The 18,218-nt window shown below is 68.2% G+C and carries 16 protein-coding genes; 9 read left to right on the forward strand and 7 right to left on the reverse strand.

Features of this window, described 5'->3' with window-relative positions:
* The first annotated feature begins 25 nt into the window (after positions 1 to 25).
* Positions 26 to 1,519 carry a putative 2OG-Fe(II) oxygenase gene (locus AX690_RS15505; protein ID WP_066684564.1) on the forward strand — a complete coding sequence of 498 codons (1,494 nt, stop codon included), beginning with the start codon at positions 26 to 28 and terminating at the stop codon, positions 1,517 to 1,519.
* A gap of 130 nt (positions 1,520 to 1,649) precedes the next feature.
* Here the strand turns inward: AX690_RS15505 and AX690_RS15510 are convergent, their stop codons facing one another.
* Positions 1,650 to 4,577 carry a TonB-dependent receptor domain-containing protein gene (locus tag AX690_RS15510; protein WP_066684620.1) on the reverse strand — a complete coding sequence of 976 codons (2,928 nt, stop codon included), beginning with the start codon at positions 4,575 to 4,577 and terminating at the stop codon, positions 1,650 to 1,652.
* Between the two features lie 94 nt (positions 4,578 to 4,671).
* Between AX690_RS15510 and AX690_RS23390 the strand changes: the two genes are divergently transcribed.
* The 3 genes from AX690_RS23390 (at position 4,672) to AX690_RS15520 (ending at position 6,446) form a co-directional block, all read left to right on the forward strand.
* A complete protein-coding gene (locus AX690_RS23390) occupies positions 4,672 to 4,890 on the forward strand; it encodes a hypothetical protein (protein WP_197426880.1) in 219 nt (72 codons plus the stop codon).
* Positions 4,891 to 5,166: 276 nt separating this feature from the next.
* The gene (locus tag AX690_RS15515; RefSeq protein WP_066684565.1) at positions 5,167 to 5,898 is read left to right on the forward strand and encodes a 2OG-Fe(II) oxygenase family protein; all 732 of its coding nucleotides are present in this window, start codon (positions 5,167 to 5,169) and stop codon (positions 5,896 to 5,898) included.
* Positions 5,898 to 6,446: a hypothetical protein gene (locus AX690_RS15520; RefSeq protein ID WP_066684567.1), complete on the forward strand. Its 549-nt coding sequence runs from the start codon at positions 5,898 to 5,900 to the stop codon at positions 6,444 to 6,446. The genes AX690_RS15515 and AX690_RS15520 overlap by 1 nt, the downstream gene beginning before the upstream one ends.
* Positions 6,447 to 6,469: 23 nt before the next feature.
* Here AX690_RS15520 and AX690_RS15525 read toward each other — a convergent pair whose 3' ends face one another.
* Positions 6,470 to 7,387, reverse strand: coding sequence for an MBL fold metallo-hydrolase (locus AX690_RS15525; protein ID WP_066684569.1), 918 nt, complete (start codon positions 7,385 to 7,387; stop codon positions 6,470 to 6,472).
* 78 nt (positions 7,388 to 7,465) lie between these two features.
* On the opposite strand from AX690_RS15525, the gene AX690_RS15530 reads away from it, so the two are divergent.
* A complete protein-coding gene (locus AX690_RS15530; protein WP_066684571.1) occupies positions 7,466 to 8,242 on the forward strand; it encodes a sulfite exporter TauE/SafE family protein in 777 nt (258 codons plus the stop codon).
* 4 nt (positions 8,243 to 8,246) lie between these two features.
* Here AX690_RS15530 and AX690_RS15535 read toward each other — a convergent pair whose 3' ends face one another.
* Genes AX690_RS15535 through AX690_RS15550 form a run of 4 tightly spaced genes read right to left on the reverse strand, consistent with a single transcriptional unit; the run spans position 8,247 to position 13,348 of the window.
* Positions 8,247 to 8,579, reverse strand: coding sequence for a helix-turn-helix transcriptional regulator (locus AX690_RS15535; RefSeq protein WP_066684573.1), 333 nt, complete (start codon positions 8,577 to 8,579; stop codon positions 8,247 to 8,249).
* Positions 8,580 to 8,610: 31 nt separating this feature from the next.
* A complete protein-coding gene (locus tag AX690_RS15540; protein WP_066684575.1) occupies positions 8,611 to 11,823 on the reverse strand; it encodes an efflux RND transporter permease subunit in 3,213 nt (1,070 codons plus the stop codon).
* The gene (locus tag AX690_RS15545) at positions 11,820 to 12,854 is read right to left on the reverse strand and encodes an efflux RND transporter periplasmic adaptor subunit (protein ID WP_066684577.1); all 1,035 of its coding nucleotides are present in this window, start codon (positions 12,852 to 12,854) and stop codon (positions 11,820 to 11,822) included. Before AX690_RS15545 ends, AX690_RS15540 begins: the two co-directional genes overlap by 4 nt.
* A 29-nt stretch (positions 12,855 to 12,883) precedes the next feature.
* Positions 12,884 to 13,348: a rhodanese-like domain-containing protein gene (locus AX690_RS15550; RefSeq protein ID WP_231732218.1), complete on the reverse strand. Its 465-nt coding sequence runs from the start codon at positions 13,346 to 13,348 to the stop codon at positions 12,884 to 12,886.
* Positions 13,349 to 13,404: 56 nt separating this feature from the next.
* Here AX690_RS15550 and AX690_RS15555 point away from each other — a divergent pair, with 56 nt between their 5' ends.
* The 4 genes from AX690_RS15555 to AX690_RS15570 are packed head-to-tail and all read left to right on the forward strand — an operon-like array spanning position 13,405 to position 16,626.
* The gene (locus AX690_RS15555) at positions 13,405 to 14,688 is read left to right on the forward strand and encodes an NAD(P)/FAD-dependent oxidoreductase (protein WP_066684588.1); all 1,284 of its coding nucleotides are present in this window, start codon (positions 13,405 to 13,407) and stop codon (positions 14,686 to 14,688) included.
* Positions 14,689 to 14,690: 2 nt separating this feature from the next.
* Positions 14,691 to 15,134: a thioredoxin domain-containing protein gene (locus AX690_RS15560; RefSeq protein WP_066684591.1), complete on the forward strand. Its 444-nt coding sequence runs from the start codon at positions 14,691 to 14,693 to the stop codon at positions 15,132 to 15,134.
* A gap of 20 nt (positions 15,135 to 15,154) precedes the next feature.
* Complete coding sequence (locus AX690_RS15565; RefSeq protein WP_066684593.1) at positions 15,155 to 15,358, forward strand: DUF2892 domain-containing protein; 204 nt, start codon at positions 15,155 to 15,157, stop codon at positions 15,356 to 15,358.
* A complete protein-coding gene (locus AX690_RS15570) occupies positions 15,358 to 16,626 on the forward strand; it encodes a TolC family outer membrane protein (protein WP_066684596.1) in 1,269 nt (422 codons plus the stop codon). The genes AX690_RS15565 and AX690_RS15570 overlap by 1 nt, the downstream gene beginning before the upstream one ends.
* A 37-nt stretch (positions 16,627 to 16,663) precedes the next feature.
* On the opposite strand, the gene AX690_RS15575 is transcribed toward AX690_RS15570, so the two are convergent.
* Entirely contained in the window at positions 16,664 to 18,217 is a 1,554-nt protein-coding gene (locus AX690_RS15575) for a protease pro-enzyme activation domain-containing protein (RefSeq protein WP_066684599.1), read from the reverse strand.
* Position 18,218 lies beyond the last annotated feature (1 nt).

Consider the following 18,218-nt stretch of genomic DNA (forward strand, 5'->3'; position numbering starts at 1 on the left):
GAATCGGAAACAGCAGCGGCGCGTCATGATCGATTCTCTGACCAACCAGGCCTGGACGCTCATCGACAACGGTCGGGCCAGCGACGCCCTGCGCCTGACGACCAATCACGCCCAATCGCCCCACGCGCCGCCCAGCCTGTTGATGGCCCACGCCGCCGCGTTGAAGGCCGTCGGGCGGACGGACGAGGCCCTGAGCTTCAACCGCCGCGCCGTCACGGTCGCGCCCGGCGATCGCTTCGCCTGGTACAATCTGGCGGCCACGCTGGGCGACCTGACCTTGCACGCGGACGCCGAGGCCGCCGCGCGCAGAACCCTCGCCCTGGGTCTCGACGTTCCCGAGGTGCGGTTGGTGCTGGGCAAGGCCTTGCAAGGCTTGCACCGCTACGACGAGGCGGAACAGGCCTTCGAGGCCGCCCTCGCCGCTCGGCCCGCCGACGCCACCGCGCATCTGGAGCTGGCCCAGCTGCGCTGGATGCGCACCGGCCGGACCGACGCCGCCCTGGCGCGCCTGGATCAAACCATCGCTCGCCAACCGACCGCCTCGAACCTGCGCATGATCCGCGGCGCGGTGTTGACCTTCGCCGGCGACCACGCCGGGGCTGACGCCACGCTGGAGGACGCCCTGGCCCGCGCGCCCGACGACCTGCTGGTCAGGATCGCCGCGGCGCGGTCGGCCGGGGCGCTTGGAGACCGCGCCCGGATGCTGCGCCACGCCCAGGAAGCGCACCGACGCGCCCCTCAGGCCGGCGAAACGCGCGCCGTTCTCTGCGAAGCGCTGCTGGCAAACGGCGAGGCCGAAGCCGCGGCGCGCATCGCCGAGCAGATGGTCGCGGCCGCGCCGGATGATCAGTACGCGCTGGTGTTGCGCAACACCGCCTGGCGGATCCTGAACGATCCGCGCGACGCGCTTTTCCGCGACTACGCCGCCCTGGTGCGCACGGATCGGCTGGACACGCCCGACGGCTGGCCCAGCCTGGACGCCTTCCTGGACGCCCTGCGCGATCGGCTCCTGGAGTTGCACGACCTGACGACCCACCCGCTGCACCAATCGCTGCGGGGCGGCACCCAGGTCCCGTCGCTGGACCGCTCACAGGATCCCCTGGTGCGCGCGTTCTTCGAGTCCGCGCGCAAGGCCGTCGGCCGCTATGTCGAGGCGCTGGGCGCGGGAGAGGATCCGATTCGTCGCCGCCGCACCCAGGACTTCGCCTTCGCGGGCGGCTGGTCGGTGCGCCTGAAATCGGCGGGCTTCCACGCCGACCACGTCCATCCCCGTGGCTGGATTTCCTCGGCCTTCTATCTGGATCTGCCCGGGCGTTTCGACGACGAGGCCACGCGGGCTGGATGGCTTCAGTTCGGGCGTCCCGGATGCCTGACCGAGCCGGCGCTCGAGGCCGAGCATTTCATCAGGCCAGAGCGTGGGACCCTCGCCCTCTTCCCGTCTTGCCTGTGGCACGGCACGCGGCCGTTCTCCGACACAGGCCATCGGCTGACGGTCGCCTTCGACGTGGTTCCCCGCTGAGGTCCGCCATCCGTCGCCCTCAACGCCCAAAAGAAAGCCCGCCCCGAATGAACGAGGCGGGCTTCTTATGGAGCCAGTCGCGAGCGACCTCCCCGCCGCCGAAGGCGACGGGGAAGCGCTCAAGCCTGGATCAGTAGCGCAGGCGAGCGTTCAGGAAGAACGTCCGGCCCAGCACGTCGTAGGTCGCGGGGTAACCGCTGTTCGACGGCGAGGCGTTGCCGCCCAGGATCGGATAGGCTTCCTGGGTCAGGTTACGAACACCGGCCGTGAAGGCCAGGCTGTCGGTGACATTCCAGTCGCCCGACAGGTCGATGTAGTTCTTCGCGCCGATACGCTCGACGGTGTAGGTGCTGGCGGGATTGTCATCCAGCACGTCGTCCAGGTGGTTCCAGACCAGGTTCACGCCGAACTGGTTCATGGTCCAGTTCACCGTGCTACGCAGCTTGTGGCGCGGGGTCGGGTTGCCGCAGCGCGTGCCGAACTTGTCGGCGCACTTGATCGGGGCCGAGATTTCGTCCGGCGTGTTCGTCCACTCCCACGTGTTGGTGTAGAGCGAACGGAACGCCAGCGAACCCCAGTCCGGCAGGCCAAGCTTTTCAAGCGTGGTGCGGTAGGTGACGCTGACGTCCAGGCCCGAGGTCTTGATCGAGGCCACGTTCTGCGCGGTCAGCGAGATGTAGTCGATCGAACCGTTGGGCAGGCGCCGGATGGCCTGGCAGTACGGCGAGTTCGGGTTGCCGTTGACCAGCGCGCCGTAGCAGACGTTCATCACGTTCGACGCGCTGCCGCCGAAGCTGGCGATCGCATCGGTGATCTTGATGTCGAAGTAGTCGGCGGTCAGCGAGAAGCCCGACAGCCACGAGGGCTGGTAGGTGAAGCCGGCCGTGAACGTCTTGCCCGCTTCAGGGCGCAGGTTCGGGTTGCCGCCCGACAGGGTTTGGGTCTGCTGGTTGGCGTTGATCAGGCCGACGACACTCGCCGCAACGCCCGAGTTGACGCAGGCCTGACGAACGGCGGCGCTCGGGGCGCCACGCGACGAGCAGGGGTCGGTGGCGCTCGGGAAGCCGTTCGATTGCGGCGCGTACAGGTCGCCGATCGACGGAGCGCGGATCGCCTTGTTGTACGAAGCGCGCAGCATCAGGTCGTCATAGACCTTCCACGAGCCGGCGACCTTGTAGGTCTTCGCCGGGTGCGGCTGGCCGGTGTAGTCCGACGTACGGCCGGCCAGTTCCAGGTCCAGAGACTTGACGAACGGCAGGTCCTTCAGGATCGGAACCAGCAATTCGCCGTAGGCTTCGTAGACGTCGAAGCGGCCCTTGACCGGCGGGCTGGCGTTGAAGCCGGTGACGTTGCCCGCCGCCAGGTCCTGGCTGGGGCTGTAGTCGAACTCTTCAGCGCGGTATTCGCCGCCGATGGCGAAACCGATCGGGCCGGCCGGCAGCGAGAAGAGGTTGGCCGTATCACCGTTGATGGTGAAGCCGCCGTACTGCTGCTCGTAGTCCTGGGCGGCGGTGATGCGGGTCTTGATGAACTCGGCGGCGGCCTTCGAGATGTTGCCTTGGCCGAACAGGTTGATCGGCACGCAGCCGTTCGAAGGATCGGCGCAGCCGGTGCCGGCGGCGTTCAGCAACAGGGCCTGCTGGATGCGCGCCAGGCTGGTGTCGCCCAGCAGCGTGTTGGTGCCGTGGGTGTTGCCGTACTGGTAGTAAACGTCGAAGCCGCCGTTGATGGCGTCGATGTCCCCCTTCAGGCCCAGTTGCATCTGGTAGCCGTAGAAGTTGAACTTCGAAATCCGCGGGCCGACTTCGGTCAGGCGGCGATTGAAGCTGCCGGTGACGGTGTCGTACAGGCCATCGCCGTCGGTATCGACGTCGGTGAACGTACCCGCGGTCCACGAGCTCGAGGCCGGGATCGTATAGGACGTCGACGACCCGAGGCTGTTCAGCGCGGTCTTGGCGGCCGCCGTCAGGAACGGGTTGTTGTCCAGCGTGAACCGGAAGGTGCGGCTGCCGATCGGCGTCGGGGCCAGCTGGGTGGTCACCTGGCTGTTGACGAAGTTGCCCTTGGCGTAGGCGCGCAGGCCCGGCTTGATTTCATAGTTCGCCAGCGACGTGACCGAGAAGCGCTCTTGCGGCGTCTGGACGTAGTTGACCGGGGCGAAGTTGTAGGTGTCGGTGGCGCTGCTGTAGAGGCGCACATTGCCGTCGGTCAGGAACAGGGCCGAATTGGCGGCGCTGTTGGTGACGCCCGGCAGGGTGATGAACTTGCCCGAGACGAAGGGGTCGACGCGGCCCGGCTCGTTGGAGCCCGAACCCGAGGGGACAAAGCCGGTCTTGGAGGCGTTATCGCCCCAGGCCGTGTTCAGCATGCCGCCACGCTGGCCTTGGGTCAGCGCTTCGCGCTTGTTGTAGCCCAGGCTCAGAACGACATTGCCCTTACGATCGGCGAAGTTGGCGCCCATCGTCAGGTCGGCCGAATAGATCGGCGCTTCGCCATTGTCGGTCTTCGAATAGCCGGTCGAGAATTCCAGGCCTTCGAAGTCGGTCTTCAGCGTGAAGTTGACGACGCCCGAGATCGCGTCCGAACCGTAAACGGCCGAGCCGCCGCCCGACACGACGTCGATGCGCTTGATCAGCGCCGGCGGGATCAGGTTCAGGTCGACGGTGCCAGTCTGGGTGGTCGGGGTCTGGCGCTTGCCGTCGACCAGCACCAGGGTGCGGTTCGAGCCCAGGCCGCGCAGGTTGACGGTGGCGGTGCCGTTGCTGCCGTTGTTGACGGTCGAGGTGATGCCCGGGACGGCCTGCGGCAGGGTGTTCAGCAGGTTTTCGGTGTTGACCACACCCGACTGCTTCAGTTCCGCCGCGCCCACTTGAGCGATTGGGCTCGACGAGGTCAGGTCGGGACGCGCGATGCGCGAGCCGGTGACGACGATTTCCTCGACCTGAGCCGGTTCTTCCGTCGACGTCTGCTGCGCCCAGGCGCCAACGGCCGGCAGCATGACGCCGCAAAGGATCGAAGACGCCAGCAGGCTCTTTCGACGGCTAACAATACCTAGCAATTCCACCTCCAAAAACTTGGCGCGGCCATCGCGGATCAATGGCGAGCGCTCCCCCCCGACCCTCCAGGAACCGGGCATTGGGGGCATGGAGGCGGTGTCCGCCGTGTCGGGTCAACCGCAACCCGCGGCGTTGGAGCAAGAAATCTACGTCAGTGTCTCAAATGCGACACATTATCGCGCGCCGCGCGACATTGCGGCTATAAAAACCCATCAATTTCAGCAAGATGGACACAACGATACCATTACTAACCTGAAACATTACACAATGTTTATCTTAGAATTTATTGATATTCGCCAAAACCCTTCCCAGTAAAGCGTAGCTTCCGATATCGTTTTTCGGGCAATAAAAACTCTAATGTGACAGCTCGAAAGCGACACAATTCCATCAAGAACGACGTTGCGCGACCACCGGTATCGGTACCATGGCGTCGCAATACAATGCGGAGCCTAAAGATTAGGCCGAAGTTGCTTTAAGCGCCCATATTTAAGGCTGACAAGGACACCAAGCGGTTGCGCTAGAAGAAGAAGCACCGCTTGAATATAGCGTCGGCAGATTGATGCCGCCCTTGTGTCGCGTGTCCGAGTTCGAATGGCCCTGCATCCGCCCCTGAGAATCAATTCCGATCTGCCGATCGACACGTTCGCCACGCGGTTCGCGCGGGAGGGTTACGTCCAGATTCCGGTGTTCCTGACGCCGGATGACGCCGAAGCCGTGGCGGGGCTGCTGGAGCCGCTCACCTGGAACATCGTCGCGCCGGACGAGACGGGCGAGACCCTGGTGATCAGCCCCGACGTCATCAAGAAATTCGGCGAGGCCCAGGTCCGCCAGTTCCTGCAAGGCGCCATCCGACGCGCCGGCAAGACGTTTTCCTTCGTGCACATGTCCTACGCGCTGCAGGACGAGTATCCCCGCGGACCTGAGGCGCCCATCCATCGCGCAACGGAGTTCTTGGAGAGCCGCGCCTTCCTGGATTTGGGCGGCCGCGTGATCGGCGCGCCCGAAGTGACGGGCGTTCGGGTCCAGGCGTCCTACTATCGCCCCGGCGACTTCCTGACCGTGCATGACGACAGCCACCGCAAGGACCATCGCCTGGCCGCCTTCACCCTGGGCTTCACGCGACGCTGGCGACCGGACTGGGGCGGTCAGCTGCTGTTCCACGACGCCGAAGGGAACGTCACCCGCGGTCTTGCGCCCGGCTTCAATGTGCTGACCTTGTTCAAGGTGCCGACCGCCCACTCGGTGGCGCAGGTCGCCAGCTACGCCGAGGCCAAGCGGCTGTCGCTGACGGGCTGGCTTTTGGGCGGCAAGGAGGCCGGCTGATGAGAAACACGATCATGGCCCGCCCTGCCCTCGCGATCGCTATCGCCCTGGCCCTGATGGCGGGCGGCGCCCTGGCCCAGACGGCGCCCGAACCCGACGTGATCAAGGCGCTGAAGGCCTGTAGCGCGATCAAGGCCGACGGCGAACGGCTGGCCTGCTACGACAAGGCCGCCCAGTCGGTCACCAAGGCGCAAGAGACGGGCGACGTGATCATCATCGACAAGACGTCGGCCCGCGCCGCGCGCCGCCAGGCGTTCGGGCTGAATCTCCCGACCCTGTCGATCCTGGATCGCGGCGCCGACAAGGCCGAAACCGAAACGCTGCAGGCCGTGATCGCGACGGCGCGCATGGACGCCGAGGGACGCCTGGTCATGACCCTGGAGGACGGCGCGGTCTGGCGTCAGATCGACGACCAGAGCCTTGGCAAGCCGCCCAGGCCTGGCGCGACCGTCGAGATCCGCAAGGCCGCCATGGGAAGCTATATGATGAAGATCGGCTCGCAGCCGGCCATGCGCGTGCGCCGCAGCGAAGCCGCCGCGGCGCGCTGACAGCCTGCCCGACCAAGAACAGGTCAGACAGCGTCGATCGGCAGCTTCAGATAGCGGACGCCATTCGCCTCCGGCTCGGGAAGTCGGCCGGCGCGGATATTGACCTGCACCGACGGCAGGATCAGGCGGGGCATGGGCAAGGTCGCGTCGCGAGCGCGACGCTTGGCCACGAACTCGCTTTCGCTGACGCCGTCGTGGAGATGGATGTTGTGGGCGCGCTGCTCGGCGACGGTGGTCTCCCAGCGAAACTCGGCGCGCGTCGACGGCAGATAGTCGTGGCAGAGGAACATCCGCGTCTGGGACGGCAAGGCGAGCAAGCGGCGGACCGAGCCGTACAGGGTCGCCGCGTCGCCGCCCGGAAAGTCGCAACGGGCCGAGCCATAGTCGGGCATGAACAGGGTGTCGCCCACGAAGACGGCGTCGCCGATGACGTAGCTGACGCAGGCCGGCGTATGCCCCGGCGTATGCAGCACGACGGCCTCCATGTCGCCGATCTCGAACCGCTCGCCGTCCTCGAACAGCTTATCGAACTGGCGCCCATTGGCCTCGAAATCCGCCCCGAGGCCGAACAGCCCTCCGAACACGCGCTGCACGGCGACGATGTGAGCGCCGATCGCGATCTTCCCGCCGAGCTTGGCCTGAAGATACGGCGCGGCGGAAAGATGGTCCGCGTGCGCGTGCGTCTCGAGAATCCAAGCCACACGCAAGCCTCTGCTCTCGATGTGGTCGATGATCTTGTCAGCGCTGGCGTGACTGGTCCGCCCCGACGCCGGGTCGAAATCCAGTACGCTGTCGATGATCGCGCAGGCGTCGGACTGCGGGTCCTTCACGACATAGGATACGGTGAACGTGGCGGGATCGAAGAAGGCTCGCACCTCGGGCTTCACCGCGCCGTCGACAAGCGCGGCGGCGGTCTCAAGAGCGGCGTCATGGAGCGGCATGGTCGAATTCCGAGTTGAAAACCGATTTGCATATATATATTCGAATGTTCGAATATATCAACGACCCGTGAGGCGATTGTGGACCCTCAGACGATCGTGACCGCGCTGGCGAGCGGCGCCCTTGTCGGCGCGCTTCTGGGAGTGTTCGGCGGCGGCGGTTCGGTGCTGGCGACGCCCCTGCTGCTGTACGTCGTCGGCGTCCGCGATCCGCATGTCGCGATCGGCACGTCCGCGGCCGCCGTGGCGGTGAACGCGGCGGCGAACCTGATGGGTCATTGGCGCGGCGGCCGCGTGAAGTGGCCATGCGCCAGCGTCTTCGCGGCGGCGGGCCTGTTGGGCTCCTTCCTGGGATCCAGCGTCGCCAAGATGGTCGAGGGGCAGCGACTGCTGCTGTTCTTCGCCTTCGCCATGGCCGCCATCGCGCTTTCGATGCTACGCAGACCGCGCTCCGAGGGCGATCCCGACGTCCACATCACCTGGCCGCTGGTCCGGCGACTGGCTCCGCTGGGCGTGCTGACTGGCGCGGCCGCGGGCTTCTTCGGCATCGGCGGCGGCTTCCTGATCGTGCCTGGGCTGATGGCGGCGACGGGCATGACCCTCGCCAACGCCGCGGCCTCGTCGCTGGTCTCGGTGGCCCTGTTCGGCGCGGCCACCTCGCTCAACTACGCGCTGTCGGGCTGGGTCGACTGGAGGATCGCCGGCGTGTTCATCCTGGGCGGCGCGGTCGGCGGGATGTTCGGCGTGAAGGGCGCGGCCCTGCTGGCCGGCCGGGCGCTGTTGGCGCGCCGGCTGTTCGCCGCCCTGGTTCTGTTGGTGGCGGCCTATGTCGCCTGGCGCGCCTTGGGCGGGCTCTGAAGCCTCAGCCGGCCGTGCGGTAGATGTCCGACAGCGTGCTCAGCACCCGCGCGGCGTTGGGGTCGCTGAGGCTATAGTAGATCGTCTGGGCCACGCGCCGGGTGGAGACCAGGCCCTCGGCGCGCATCTTGGCCAGATGCTGCGAGGTCGCCGATTGGGCGAGGCCGGCGTGGTCCGACAGCTCCCCGACCGAGGCCTCGCCGTCCGCCAGGCGGCACAGCAGAAGCAGCCGTTGCTCGCTGGCCAGCAGCTTCAGCAGGCGCGCGGCGTCGCTGGCGCAGGCGCGCAGGTCGGCGACGTCGGACGGCGAATGGCAGGAAATGGCGGGAGCAGTCATTAGAGCCAATGTAGAAACAAGGGTTTCAGGATCAAGCAGTCTTGGGCCTCACGGGAGCCTCCGCGTCGCGCAGGACGACATAGATCGCCGGAATGACCAGGACCGTCAGGACGGTGGACGAGGCCAGGCCGAACAGCAGGGAGATGGCCAGCCCCTGGAAGATCGGGTCGGTCAGGATCACCGCCGCGCCGATCATCGCCGCCAGGGCGGTCAGCAGGATCGGCTTGAAGCGGATCGCGCCCGCCGTCAGCAGCACCTCGCGCAGCGGCTTTCCGTCCTCGGCGCTGTGGCGGATGAAATCCACCAGCAGGATCGAATTGCGGACGATGATCCCGGCCAGGGCGATGAAGCCGATCATCGAGGTCGCGGTGAACGGCGCCCGGAACAGGATGTGGCCCAGCACGATGCCGACCAGGGTCAGCGGGATTGGCGTCAGGATCACCAGAGGCAGGCGGAAGCTTTTGAACTGCGCCACCACCAGGACATAGATGCCCAGGATCGCCACGCCGAACGCCGCGCCCATGTCGCGGAAGGTCACCCAGGTGATCTCCCACTCGCCGTCCCACAGCACGGTCGGCCGGCTCTCGTCCGCGGGCTGGCCGTGCATGCGGATATCGGGCTTGGGCGTCGCGCCCCAATCCATGTCGCGCAAGCGCTTGTCGACGTCCATCATGCCGTAGATCGGCGCCTCGTAGGCGCCGGCCAGCTCGGCCATGACCATGTCGACGTCGCGACCGTCGCGACGGAACACGTGGGTCGAGCCCGCCTCGCGCTTGGCCTCGACGACTTCCGAAAGTTCGACCAGACGGCCGTTGGCCGCCCGCGCCACCGGCGTCGAGCCCAGGGTCTCGCCCCAGGTGCGCGCGCTTTGCGGCAGGCGAACCGAGATTTCCAGGGGATCGCGACCTTCGCCGCGATGGGCGTAGCCGACCACCTGCCCGCCGAACGCCGCGCCGATGGAGTCGAGCACGTCGCGGTCAGCGACGCCCAAGGCCTCCAGACGCGATCGGTCGGGAACCAGTCGCAGGGTGGGACGGGGGGCGCCCCAGCTGTCGTCGATGTCGACGATGTAGGGAACGGCGTGGAACGTCGCCTTGACGCGCTCGGCGACCGCGCGGCGGGTGGCGGCGTCCGGGCCGTAGATCTCGGCCAGCAGGGTCGCCATGACCGGCGGTCCGGGCGGCGCCTCGACCACCTTGATGGCCGCGCCGGCCGGCAGAGCCACCCGCGCCAGGCGCTCGCGCAGATCCAGGGCCACGGCGTGGCTCGAGCGCTTGCGTTCGTCCTTCGGCGCCAGGGCGACGGAGAGGTCGCCCTGCTCGGGACGGCCGCGCAGATAGTAGTGGCGAACCAGGCCGTTGAAATTGAACGGCGAGGCGGTCCCCGCATAGGAATCGATCGCGACCGTCTCGGGCAGGGTTCCGGCGATGGCGGCCGCCTGGGCCAGGGTGCGCTGCGTGATCTCCAGCGACGTGCCTTCCGGCATGTCCAGCACCACCTGCAGCTCGGACTTGTTGTCGAACGGCAGCAGCTTCACCGTCACCGTCTTGGTGGCGAACATCGCGCAGGCCAGCAGGGTCGCGACGCCGACCCCGCCCAGGAACATCCAGGCCGAGCGGCGGTCCCGGATCACGCGGCCGGCGACCCGGCGATACAGCGCGCCCAGCTTGCCTTCGTCATCATGGCCGTGGCCGCTCGGCGCGCCTTCCAGCGCCTTGCGGGCGAAGCGGACCATCAGCCACGGCGCGATGACCACGGCCACGAAGAACGAGAACACCATGGCCGCAGAGGCGTTGACCGGGATCGGAGCCATGTAGGGGCCCATCAGACCGGAAACGAACAGCATCGGCAGCAAGGCGGAAACGACCGTCAGCGTGGCCACGACCGTGGGATTGCCAACCTCGGCCACCGCCTCGACGGCGGCTTCGATCCGGCCGCGTCCGTCGTTCATCGCCCAGTGGCGGGCGATGTTCTCGATCATGACGATGGCGTCGTCGACCAGGATGCCGATCGAGAAGATCAGGGCGAACAGGCTGACGCGATTGATCGTGTAGCCCATCAGGTTCGAGGCGAAGAGCGTCAGCAGGATGGTGGTTGGAATGACCACCGCGGTGACGCCCGCCTCTCGCCAGCCGATCGCCAGGCCGATCAGCACGACGATCGAGACCGTCGCCAGACCCAGGTGGAACAGCAGCTCGTTGGCCTTTTCATTGGCGGTCGCGCCGTAGTCGCGGGTGACGTCGACATTCAGCGTCTCGGGCAGCAGCGAGCCCTTCAGGGCCTCGACGCGATCCAGCACCGCCTTGGAGACGACCACGGCGTTGGCGCCCTTGCGCTTGGCGATGGCCAGGCTGACCGCCGGAGCTTCACTCCAGCCGTTCTCGAAACGCGCGTAGCGGCGGACCTGGGTCTGATCCTCGCGCGGGCCCTCGGCGACGTCGGCGACGTCGCGGACATAGACCGCCTCGCCCTTGGCCGACGGCAGGGCCAGCAAACCGATCTCGGCCGCGCTCTTCAGGTCGCGCCCGGCGGTGACAGCGACCGCCTCGCCGCCGTTGCGCACGTCGCCAGCCGGGAAGGCGCGGGTCGCCTGCCGGATGGTGTCCATCAGCGCGCCCATCGACACGCCGCGCAAAGCCAAACGCGCGGGGTCGGGCGTGACGCGGATCTCGCGGGGACGACCGCCGACGATGAAGGTCAGTCCCACGTCGTCGACCTTGGCGACCTCGGTCTTCAGCTTGCCGGCGACCTCGCGCAGGCTCTCGTCGGTCCAGCGGTTTTCGTAGCCCGGCTTGGGCGACAGGGTCAGGACCAGGCTTGGCACGTCATTGATGCCGCGGGTCTGGATCAGCGGCTCGGGGACGCCAGCGGGAATCCGGTCGTAGTTGGCGCGAACCTTCTCGTGGATGCGCACGGCCGCCGCGTCGGGATCGACACCGACCTTGAAGCGGGCCGTGACCATCACCTGATGGTCGTCGGCGAAGGTGTAAACATGCTCGACGTCGTTGACGCTCTTGACGATGGCTTCCAGCGGCTTGCCGACCAGCTCGACGGCGTCGGGCGCGGACAGGCCAGGCGCGGCGACCATGATGTCGACCATGGGCACGCTGATCTGGGGCTCCTCCTCGCGGGGGATCGAAAACAGCGCCAGCAAGCCGACGGCGATCGCCGCCATCAGGATCAGGGGCGTCAGCGGCGATCGGATCGTCGCCTTCGTCAGGCGGCCGGAGAGCCCGAGGTTCATCGCCCCGCCTCCGCCGGCGTCAGGACATCTCCGATCCGAAGGCCGGACAGGACTTCGACCATTGCGGGATCAGCGGCGGCCGAAGTCTGGACCGGGCTGTCGGCGACCGCGCCGTCCCTGCCGACCAGGCGGACATAGTCGACGCCAAAGCGGGTGACCACGTAGCGGCGCGGGATCACGACCGCCTGGCGCTGGCCGACCGAAACGAAGGCTCGAACCTTTCGCCCGATCAGCGCCTGGGGAAGATCGGCGGCGGTGACATCCGCGACGATCTGGCCGCCAGTCACGGCGGGATAGACTTGACTGATCTGCCCGGACGCGACCGCGCCGCCCAGATCCTCGGCGGCGAAGCGGACCTTGCCGCCGACCTTCAACGCCGAGGCCTCGCCCTCGGGCAGGGTTATGCGCACGACCGGCGGTCCTGCGGTGATCGTGGCGATCGACTGTCCGGGCATGACCACCGAGCCCAAGGGCACGTCGGCGGTCAGCACGCGTCCGGCCGCGGGGGCCAGCACCGCGCCCTGGACGCCGAGTTCGGCGCTGGCCCGCGCCTGGGCGCGCGCGGCGGCGAGGCCTGCGCTGGCGGCCTTGGCCGCCGCCTGCACCTGGTCCAGACGGGCCTTGGCGTAGACGCCGTGATCATAGAGGTCCTGGGTGCGGGCGAGATCGGCCTGGGCCTGGGCGGCCTGGGCTGCGGCGGCGGCGACCTGGGCGTCGTAGGCGCCGGTCTGCAGCCCGATCCGCTCGTCGTGGACGATCGCGATTGTCTGCCCCTGGCGCACGATGTCGCCTTCCTTGACCAGCAGGCGCGAAATCGTTCCCGGGATGCGGGCGCGCGCCTCGGCCATGTCCCGCGTCGTCAGCGTGGCGGGGACCGGCTTGAGATCATCGACGACCGACGCACGGACCGTCAGGCGATCGGCGGCGGGCGCCATGACCACGGCGGGCTTGGTCGAGGCTTCGTCCTTGCCGCAGGCGCCGAGCAGCGCGGCCAGCCCAAAAGCGCCGATCAGGAATGGCTTTGCGGTCATCGTCGTCCCCCCAAGGGCCTCTTTTTTGTTTAGCCGCGATCGCTGATCTGGCCGCTCGCGGCGTCCAGGCTGACGGTGGGGAGGCCCGCGGCCTTCCACGCCATGATCCCGCCGCCCAGATGGCTGTCCAACTTGTGGCCGGCGGCCCGGCAACGATCGATGGCGGTCGCCGAACGCTTGCCCGAACCACACTGCATGACGATGCGCCGGTCGTCGGCGAGCGGCAGCGCGGACGGGTCGAACGTCGACAGCGGGAAATTCAGGGCGCCATGAATCCGCTCGGCCGCGAACTCGGCGGGCTCGCGCACGTCGATCAGCAGGATCTGCCCCGCGTCCAGCGCCGCCTTCACTTCCGCGGGGCTGAGGTCCTTCACCTTAGATCCGAACATGGCCGTCTCCATCACAGGGGCGGCGTCGCCACCCTCAAAATTCGTAATTGCTAATATGCGGAGATTGGAATATGAAGTCAAGCGCGGCTGGTTGACGAACATCATGGCCGCTCCGGCCGGCCCGTGAGCTGATCGGGATCAAACCAGTAGGGAGAAGCCAGGTGGTAAAGCCTCGCATCGTCGTTCTGGGAGCCGGTCTGGGCGGCGCCATCGCCGCCTTCGAGATCAAGCTCGCTGTCGGCAAGAAAGCCGACGTCCATGTCGTCTCACAGGGCGACACGTTCCACTTCGTGCCGTCAAACCCCTGGGTCGCCGTGCGCTGGCGCACGCGCGACGCGATCGAGGTCAAGCTGCCGCCGGTCTTCCAGAAGAAGGACATCGCCTTCACCGGAGTCGGCGCCAGCAAGGTTGATCCCGCGACCAACACGCTGCATCTGGCTGACGGTCAGGCCCTGCCCTACGACTACCTCGTCATCGCCACGGGTCCCGAGCTGGCCTTCGACGAGATTCCCGGGCTGGGACCGAACGGCGGCCACACCCAGTCGGTCTGCCACGTGGCCCACGCCGAGACGGCGGCCGACGCCTTCGACAAGTTCTGCCAGGACCCCGGTCCGATCGTCGTCGGCGCCGTGCAGGGAGCCTCGTGCTTCGGGCCCGCCTATGAATTCGCTCTGATCCTCGACACCGAACTGCGCCGCCGCAAGGTGCGCGACAAGGTGCCGATGACCTTCGTGACCTCGGAGCCCTATATCGGCCACCTGGGTCTGGACGGCGTCGGCGACACCAAGGGCCTGCTCGAGAGCGAGCTGCGTCAACGCCACATCAAGTGGGTGACCAACGCCAAGGTCGCCTCGGTCGACGAAGGCCTGATGCATGTCGAGGAGATCGCCGAGGACGGTTCGGTGCATGCGCGTCACGACCTGCCGTTCGGCTTCTCGATGATGCTGCCCGCCTTCCGGGGCGTCGAGGCCGTGCGCGGTGTCGAGGGCCTGGTCAATCCGCGCGGCTTCATCCTGATCGACAAGCACCAGCGCAACCCGACCTATCCAAACATCATGGCCCTGGGCGTCTGCGTCGCGATCGCCCCGACCGGCAAGACGCCGGTGCCGGTGGGCGTGCCCAAGACCGGCTTCATGATCGAAAGCATGGTCACGGCCATCGCCCATAACTTCAAGGAGATCCTGGACGGCCAGGCGCCCACTCACGAGGCGAGTTGGAACGCCATCTGCCTGGCCGATTTCGGCGACGGCGGCGTGGCCTTCGTCGCCCAGCCGCAGATCCCGCCGCGCAACGTCAACTGGTCGGCCAGCGGCAAGTGGGTTCACCTGGCCAAGGTTGGCTTCGAGAAGTACTTCCTGGGCAAGGTCAAGCGCGGCGAGAGCGAGCCGTTCTACGAGAAGCTGGCTCTCGACATCCTGGGCGTCAACAAGATCAAGGGCGCCTAGCGATGCGCCAGTTCGCCTGCCCCGCCTGTGGCGCGTCAAACCGGATTCCCGAGGATCGCGACCCCGCGACCGCCCGATGCGGGCTCTGCAAGGCCGAGGTCTTTTCCGGCGCGCCGCTGGACGTCGACGCCCAGGGGCTCGCCCGCCACCTCTCCGGCACCAAGGGCGCGCCGGTGCTCGTCGATGTCTGGGCGCCCTGGTGCGGGCCCTGCCGGGCCATGGCCCCGCAATTCGCGGCGGCGGCCGGGCGTCTTGGCGCTCGCGCGCGGCTGCTGAAGCTCAACGCCGACGACAATCCTGGCCCCTGCGCGCAGTACGGCGTCCAAGGCATACCGGCGCTGCTGCTCTTCCAGGATGGTCGCCTGATCGCCCGCAAGGCTGGCCTGATGAGCGCCGATCAACTCGTCGATTGGGTGGGCTTGGCCACGGCCAAGGCCGCCGTCTGATAACGAAAGGAAATAATCCCATGACCCTCGATCGCGCCGTGCTGGCCTTCGCCGGCTTCGTCGTTCTGCTCGGGCTGGCGCTCGCGCACTTCGTCCATCCGTACTGGATCGGCCTTTCGATCTTCGCGGGCCTGAACATGATCCAGGCCGCGTTCACCGGCTTCTGTCCGGCGGCGATGATCTTCAAGAAGCTGGGCGTCAAGCCGGGGACGGCGTTCCGCTGATGCGTCGCGCCGCCCTGATCGCCGCCGCCGCCCTGCTGGTCTCGCCGTCCATCGGCCAGGCGACCACGCTGGAAGAGGCCATCGCCGCGGCGCGCGCCTACAATCCGCAGATCCGCGCCGCCAGGGCGCGAGCGGACGCGGCCAACGCCCGTCTGGACGCGGCCAAGGGCGCGCGGCTGCCGTCGGTTGGCCTCGCCGGCGAATACATGAGCGGTCGAAACGATCTGGGCGGCTTCTTTAACTTCGCGGCGGCGGACGTCGACCCGCGTTCGGTCCGCCTGGAGCTCTCGCAACCGCTTTACGCGGGCGGCGCGCTGTCCGCGGGCGTGGACCAGGCGCGGGCCGGCCAGGCGGGCGCCCAGGCTCGCCTGGTCCAGACCGACGATGAGCTGCAGGTCGCCGTCGCCCGCGCCTATGCCGGCGTACGCGCCGCCCAAGGCTTCTTCGAGGCGAGCCAGTCGCAAGCGAAGGCGCTCGAAGAATGGGCCCGGCAGGCGACGCTGCGCTTCAACGCGGGCGAGATCCCCCGCAGCGACCTGGACCTGACGCTGGCGCGCAAGGCCGAGGCCCGCGCGGGCGTGGCGAAGGCGCAAGCCGCCCTCGCCGTGGCCCGCGCCCATTACGCCGCGCTCGTCGGCGCCGAGCCGGTGACGCTCGAGCCGGCGGCCGACGACAGCGGCCTGCCTTCGCTGGACGAAGCCCTGGCCCGCGCCGAGACCGTCAGCCCAGCCCTCAAGGCCGCCGAGGCTGGCGTGCGCGCGGCGCGGGCGGCCGTGTCGGCCGCCGCCGCTCAGGGCCTGCCGAGCGTCAGCCTGGCCGCCCGCGCGGAGCAGGTGCGGGACCAGTTCTTTCCCGGCTACCGATCGGACGCCGTGACGGTCGGCCTGCAGGGGCGATGGACCCTGTTCGCCGGCGGACGCGTCCAGGCCGCCAAGTCCGAGGCGTCCGCGCGCGTCCGCGCCGCCGAGGCCGAGCGCGACGCCGCTCGGACCGCGCTCAAGACCGCCGTCATCAGCGCCTGGAGCGATCTTCAAGCCAATCGCCTCGCCGCGACCGCGGCCCGGGAACAGGTGCAGGCGGCCAACAGCGCCGTCGATAGCCTGCGCCAGGAGGTGCGGGTTGGGCAACGCGCGCTGCTCGACCTCCTGGACGCCGAGCGCGACCAGCTCGCCGCGATCGCCCGCGCCCTAGCCGCGGAGGGCGAGGTGACGGCCAGCGCTCGCCAGCTTGCGGTCTTGACCGGCGCGACGCCTGGGTCGCGTCCATAAGCGAGCGCCCGCCGCTCTTTCGCGCGATCGCGAAGGACTAGGCTTGCGTCGCCGCGAGGCGCGAAGCCAGGGCGACGCCGTTTATCCGGCCCAGTCCGGCGCAGGCGTTCCAGCCTGGCCCGGCGGCGTATCCGGAAACACCGCCCACACTGTTGTTCCCTGAGAGGATGGCGACCGTCCCGCCGCCGCCGGCGTAGAGGTGCGGGTTCAAGAAGCCCACGCGCCTTCCCGACGCCTGGCAAAGCCGGGCGACCAGCGCGGCGTAGAGTGGAGCGACGGCGCTGGTGCCCAATCCGCTGATCCAGGTGTTCGGCGCGACCATGATGCTGTAGCCGCTGAGACCGGAGGCGTTGCCCGCGACGTCCGGGACGCCGCGCCCGACCTTCCCGCCAGCCAGCGCGGGCGGCAGCGTCACGGCCTGCTGCCACTCCGGAACGGACATGATCTGGCTGATCCCGCCGCCGGTGACGCCGGTGCTGTCGTTCCACACGATCTCTTGGCCATCCGTCGTGATCTGAGTTCCGCCGCACGCCAGAGCGTATTGGCTCGACGCGGGATAGCCCACCTGGGGCGCCGCGCCGCCCAGGGTGACGCCGGTGTCGCCCGAGGTGGTCAGGATCGTGACGCCCATGGCTCCGGCCGACTGAAACGCCTGCTCCATCGCCAGAATGGTCGACGCGGACCATGCGCTTTCCGGCGCTCCCCAGCTGATCGACACGGCGTCCGGGGCGCCGCCGGGCCAGGCCAGGGCCGCATCCAAGGCGAGGATCCAGGCCTGGAACTGATTGGGCGCGAAGACGACGTAGAATTCCGCCTTCGGCGCGACGGCGCCCGCCACCTGTATGTCGAGCAGAACCTCGACATAGTTGGGCGAATACATCTGGTTCTGAGCGCCGAGCACGCCGGTGTCCGACAGGCTCGGCGCGGGGCCGCCGGTCAGGGTCTGGAACGCGTCGCCGAGCAGGGTCTCGTCATAGCCTCCGCCGAACTCCAGAAAGGCGATGCGCCGCCCCGTCCCATCGCCCGGCGGGAAGTCGTACAGAGCGGCGATCTTCTGGGGATTGGAGGTTCCGGCCAGGGGAGCGGCGGCGCTGGCGCCGCCGGCTGCGACCGCGTGGCCCACGCGCCGCGCGGCCGGTCGCGCATCCAGCCCGAGAACGGTCAGGATCTTGTCGGCGATCTGGGGCGGCACGGTCGGATCGCCCAGCGGCTGAAGGTGGTCGCGCCCCTCAAGCCGATAGTGATGCAGCTCGACGTCGAACGCCTTCTCCACCGCGGCGACCGGCCCCCGCGCGGTGATCAGGTGAAGCGCCTTGGAGATGGACACGATCTCCAGCCCCATGGAGCGAAGATACGCCTCGACGCTCGCGGTATCCGCATCATCGGCGCCGCAGGTCGACGCGAAGCCTTCATACGACGGAAACTCGGTCGCCAAGGGCTGAGCGGCTCGGCTCTGCATGTGCGCCCGCCACGCGTCGGACGGGCGCAGGACGACGGTGACCGTCAGGATCTCATCGGGGGAGGCTCTGCCCACATGCGCCGCCCCCGATGGAGCGGGATGGTGGACGTCCTCCAGGCGCACGCGGTTCATG

The sequence above is a fragment of the Caulobacter sp. CCH9-E1 genome (genome assembly GCF_001556515.1).
In the GTDB taxonomy this organism is placed as follows: domain Bacteria; phylum Pseudomonadota; class Alphaproteobacteria; order Caulobacterales; family Caulobacteraceae; genus Caulobacter.

Coding starts and splice junctions, on each gene's coding strand:
- AX690_RS15540 (WP_066684575.1), bottom strand. CDS start 11,823: ATGAACCTCGGGCTCTCCGGCCGCCTGACGAAGGCGACGATCCGATCG.
- AX690_RS15570 (WP_066684596.1), top strand. CDS start 15,358: ATGCGTCGCGCCGCCCTGATCGCCGCCGCCGCCCTGCTGGTCTCGCCG.
- AX690_RS15545 (WP_066684577.1), bottom strand. CDS start 12,854: ATGACCGCAAAGCCATTCCTGATCGGCGCTTTTGGGCTGGCCGCGCTG.
- AX690_RS15560 (WP_066684591.1), top strand. CDS start 14,691: ATGCGCCAGTTCGCCTGCCCCGCCTGTGGCGCGTCAAACCGGATTCCC.
- AX690_RS15515 (WP_066684565.1), top strand. CDS start 5,167: ATGGCCCTGCATCCGCCCCTGAGAATCAATTCCGATCTGCCGATCGAC.
- AX690_RS15535 (WP_066684573.1), bottom strand. CDS start 8,579: ATGACTGCTCCCGCCATTTCCTGCCATTCGCCGTCCGACGTCGCCGAC.
- AX690_RS15520 (WP_066684567.1), top strand. CDS start 5,898: ATGAGAAACACGATCATGGCCCGCCCTGCCCTCGCGATCGCTATCGCC.
- AX690_RS15525 (WP_066684569.1), bottom strand. CDS start 7,387: ATGCCGCTCCATGACGCCGCTCTTGAGACCGCCGCCGCGCTTGTCGAC.
- AX690_RS15565 (WP_066684593.1), top strand. CDS start 15,155: ATGACCCTCGATCGCGCCGTGCTGGCCTTCGCCGGCTTCGTCGTTCTG.
- AX690_RS15575 (WP_066684599.1), bottom strand. CDS start 18,217: ATGAACCGCGTGCGCCTGGAGGACGTCCACCATCCCGCTCCATCGGGG.
- AX690_RS15505 (WP_066684564.1), top strand. CDS start 26: ATGATCGATTCTCTGACCAACCAGGCCTGGACGCTCATCGACAACGGT.
- AX690_RS15550 (WP_231732218.1), bottom strand. CDS start 13,348: ATGATGTTCGTCAACCAGCCGCGCTTGACTTCATATTCCAATCTCCGC.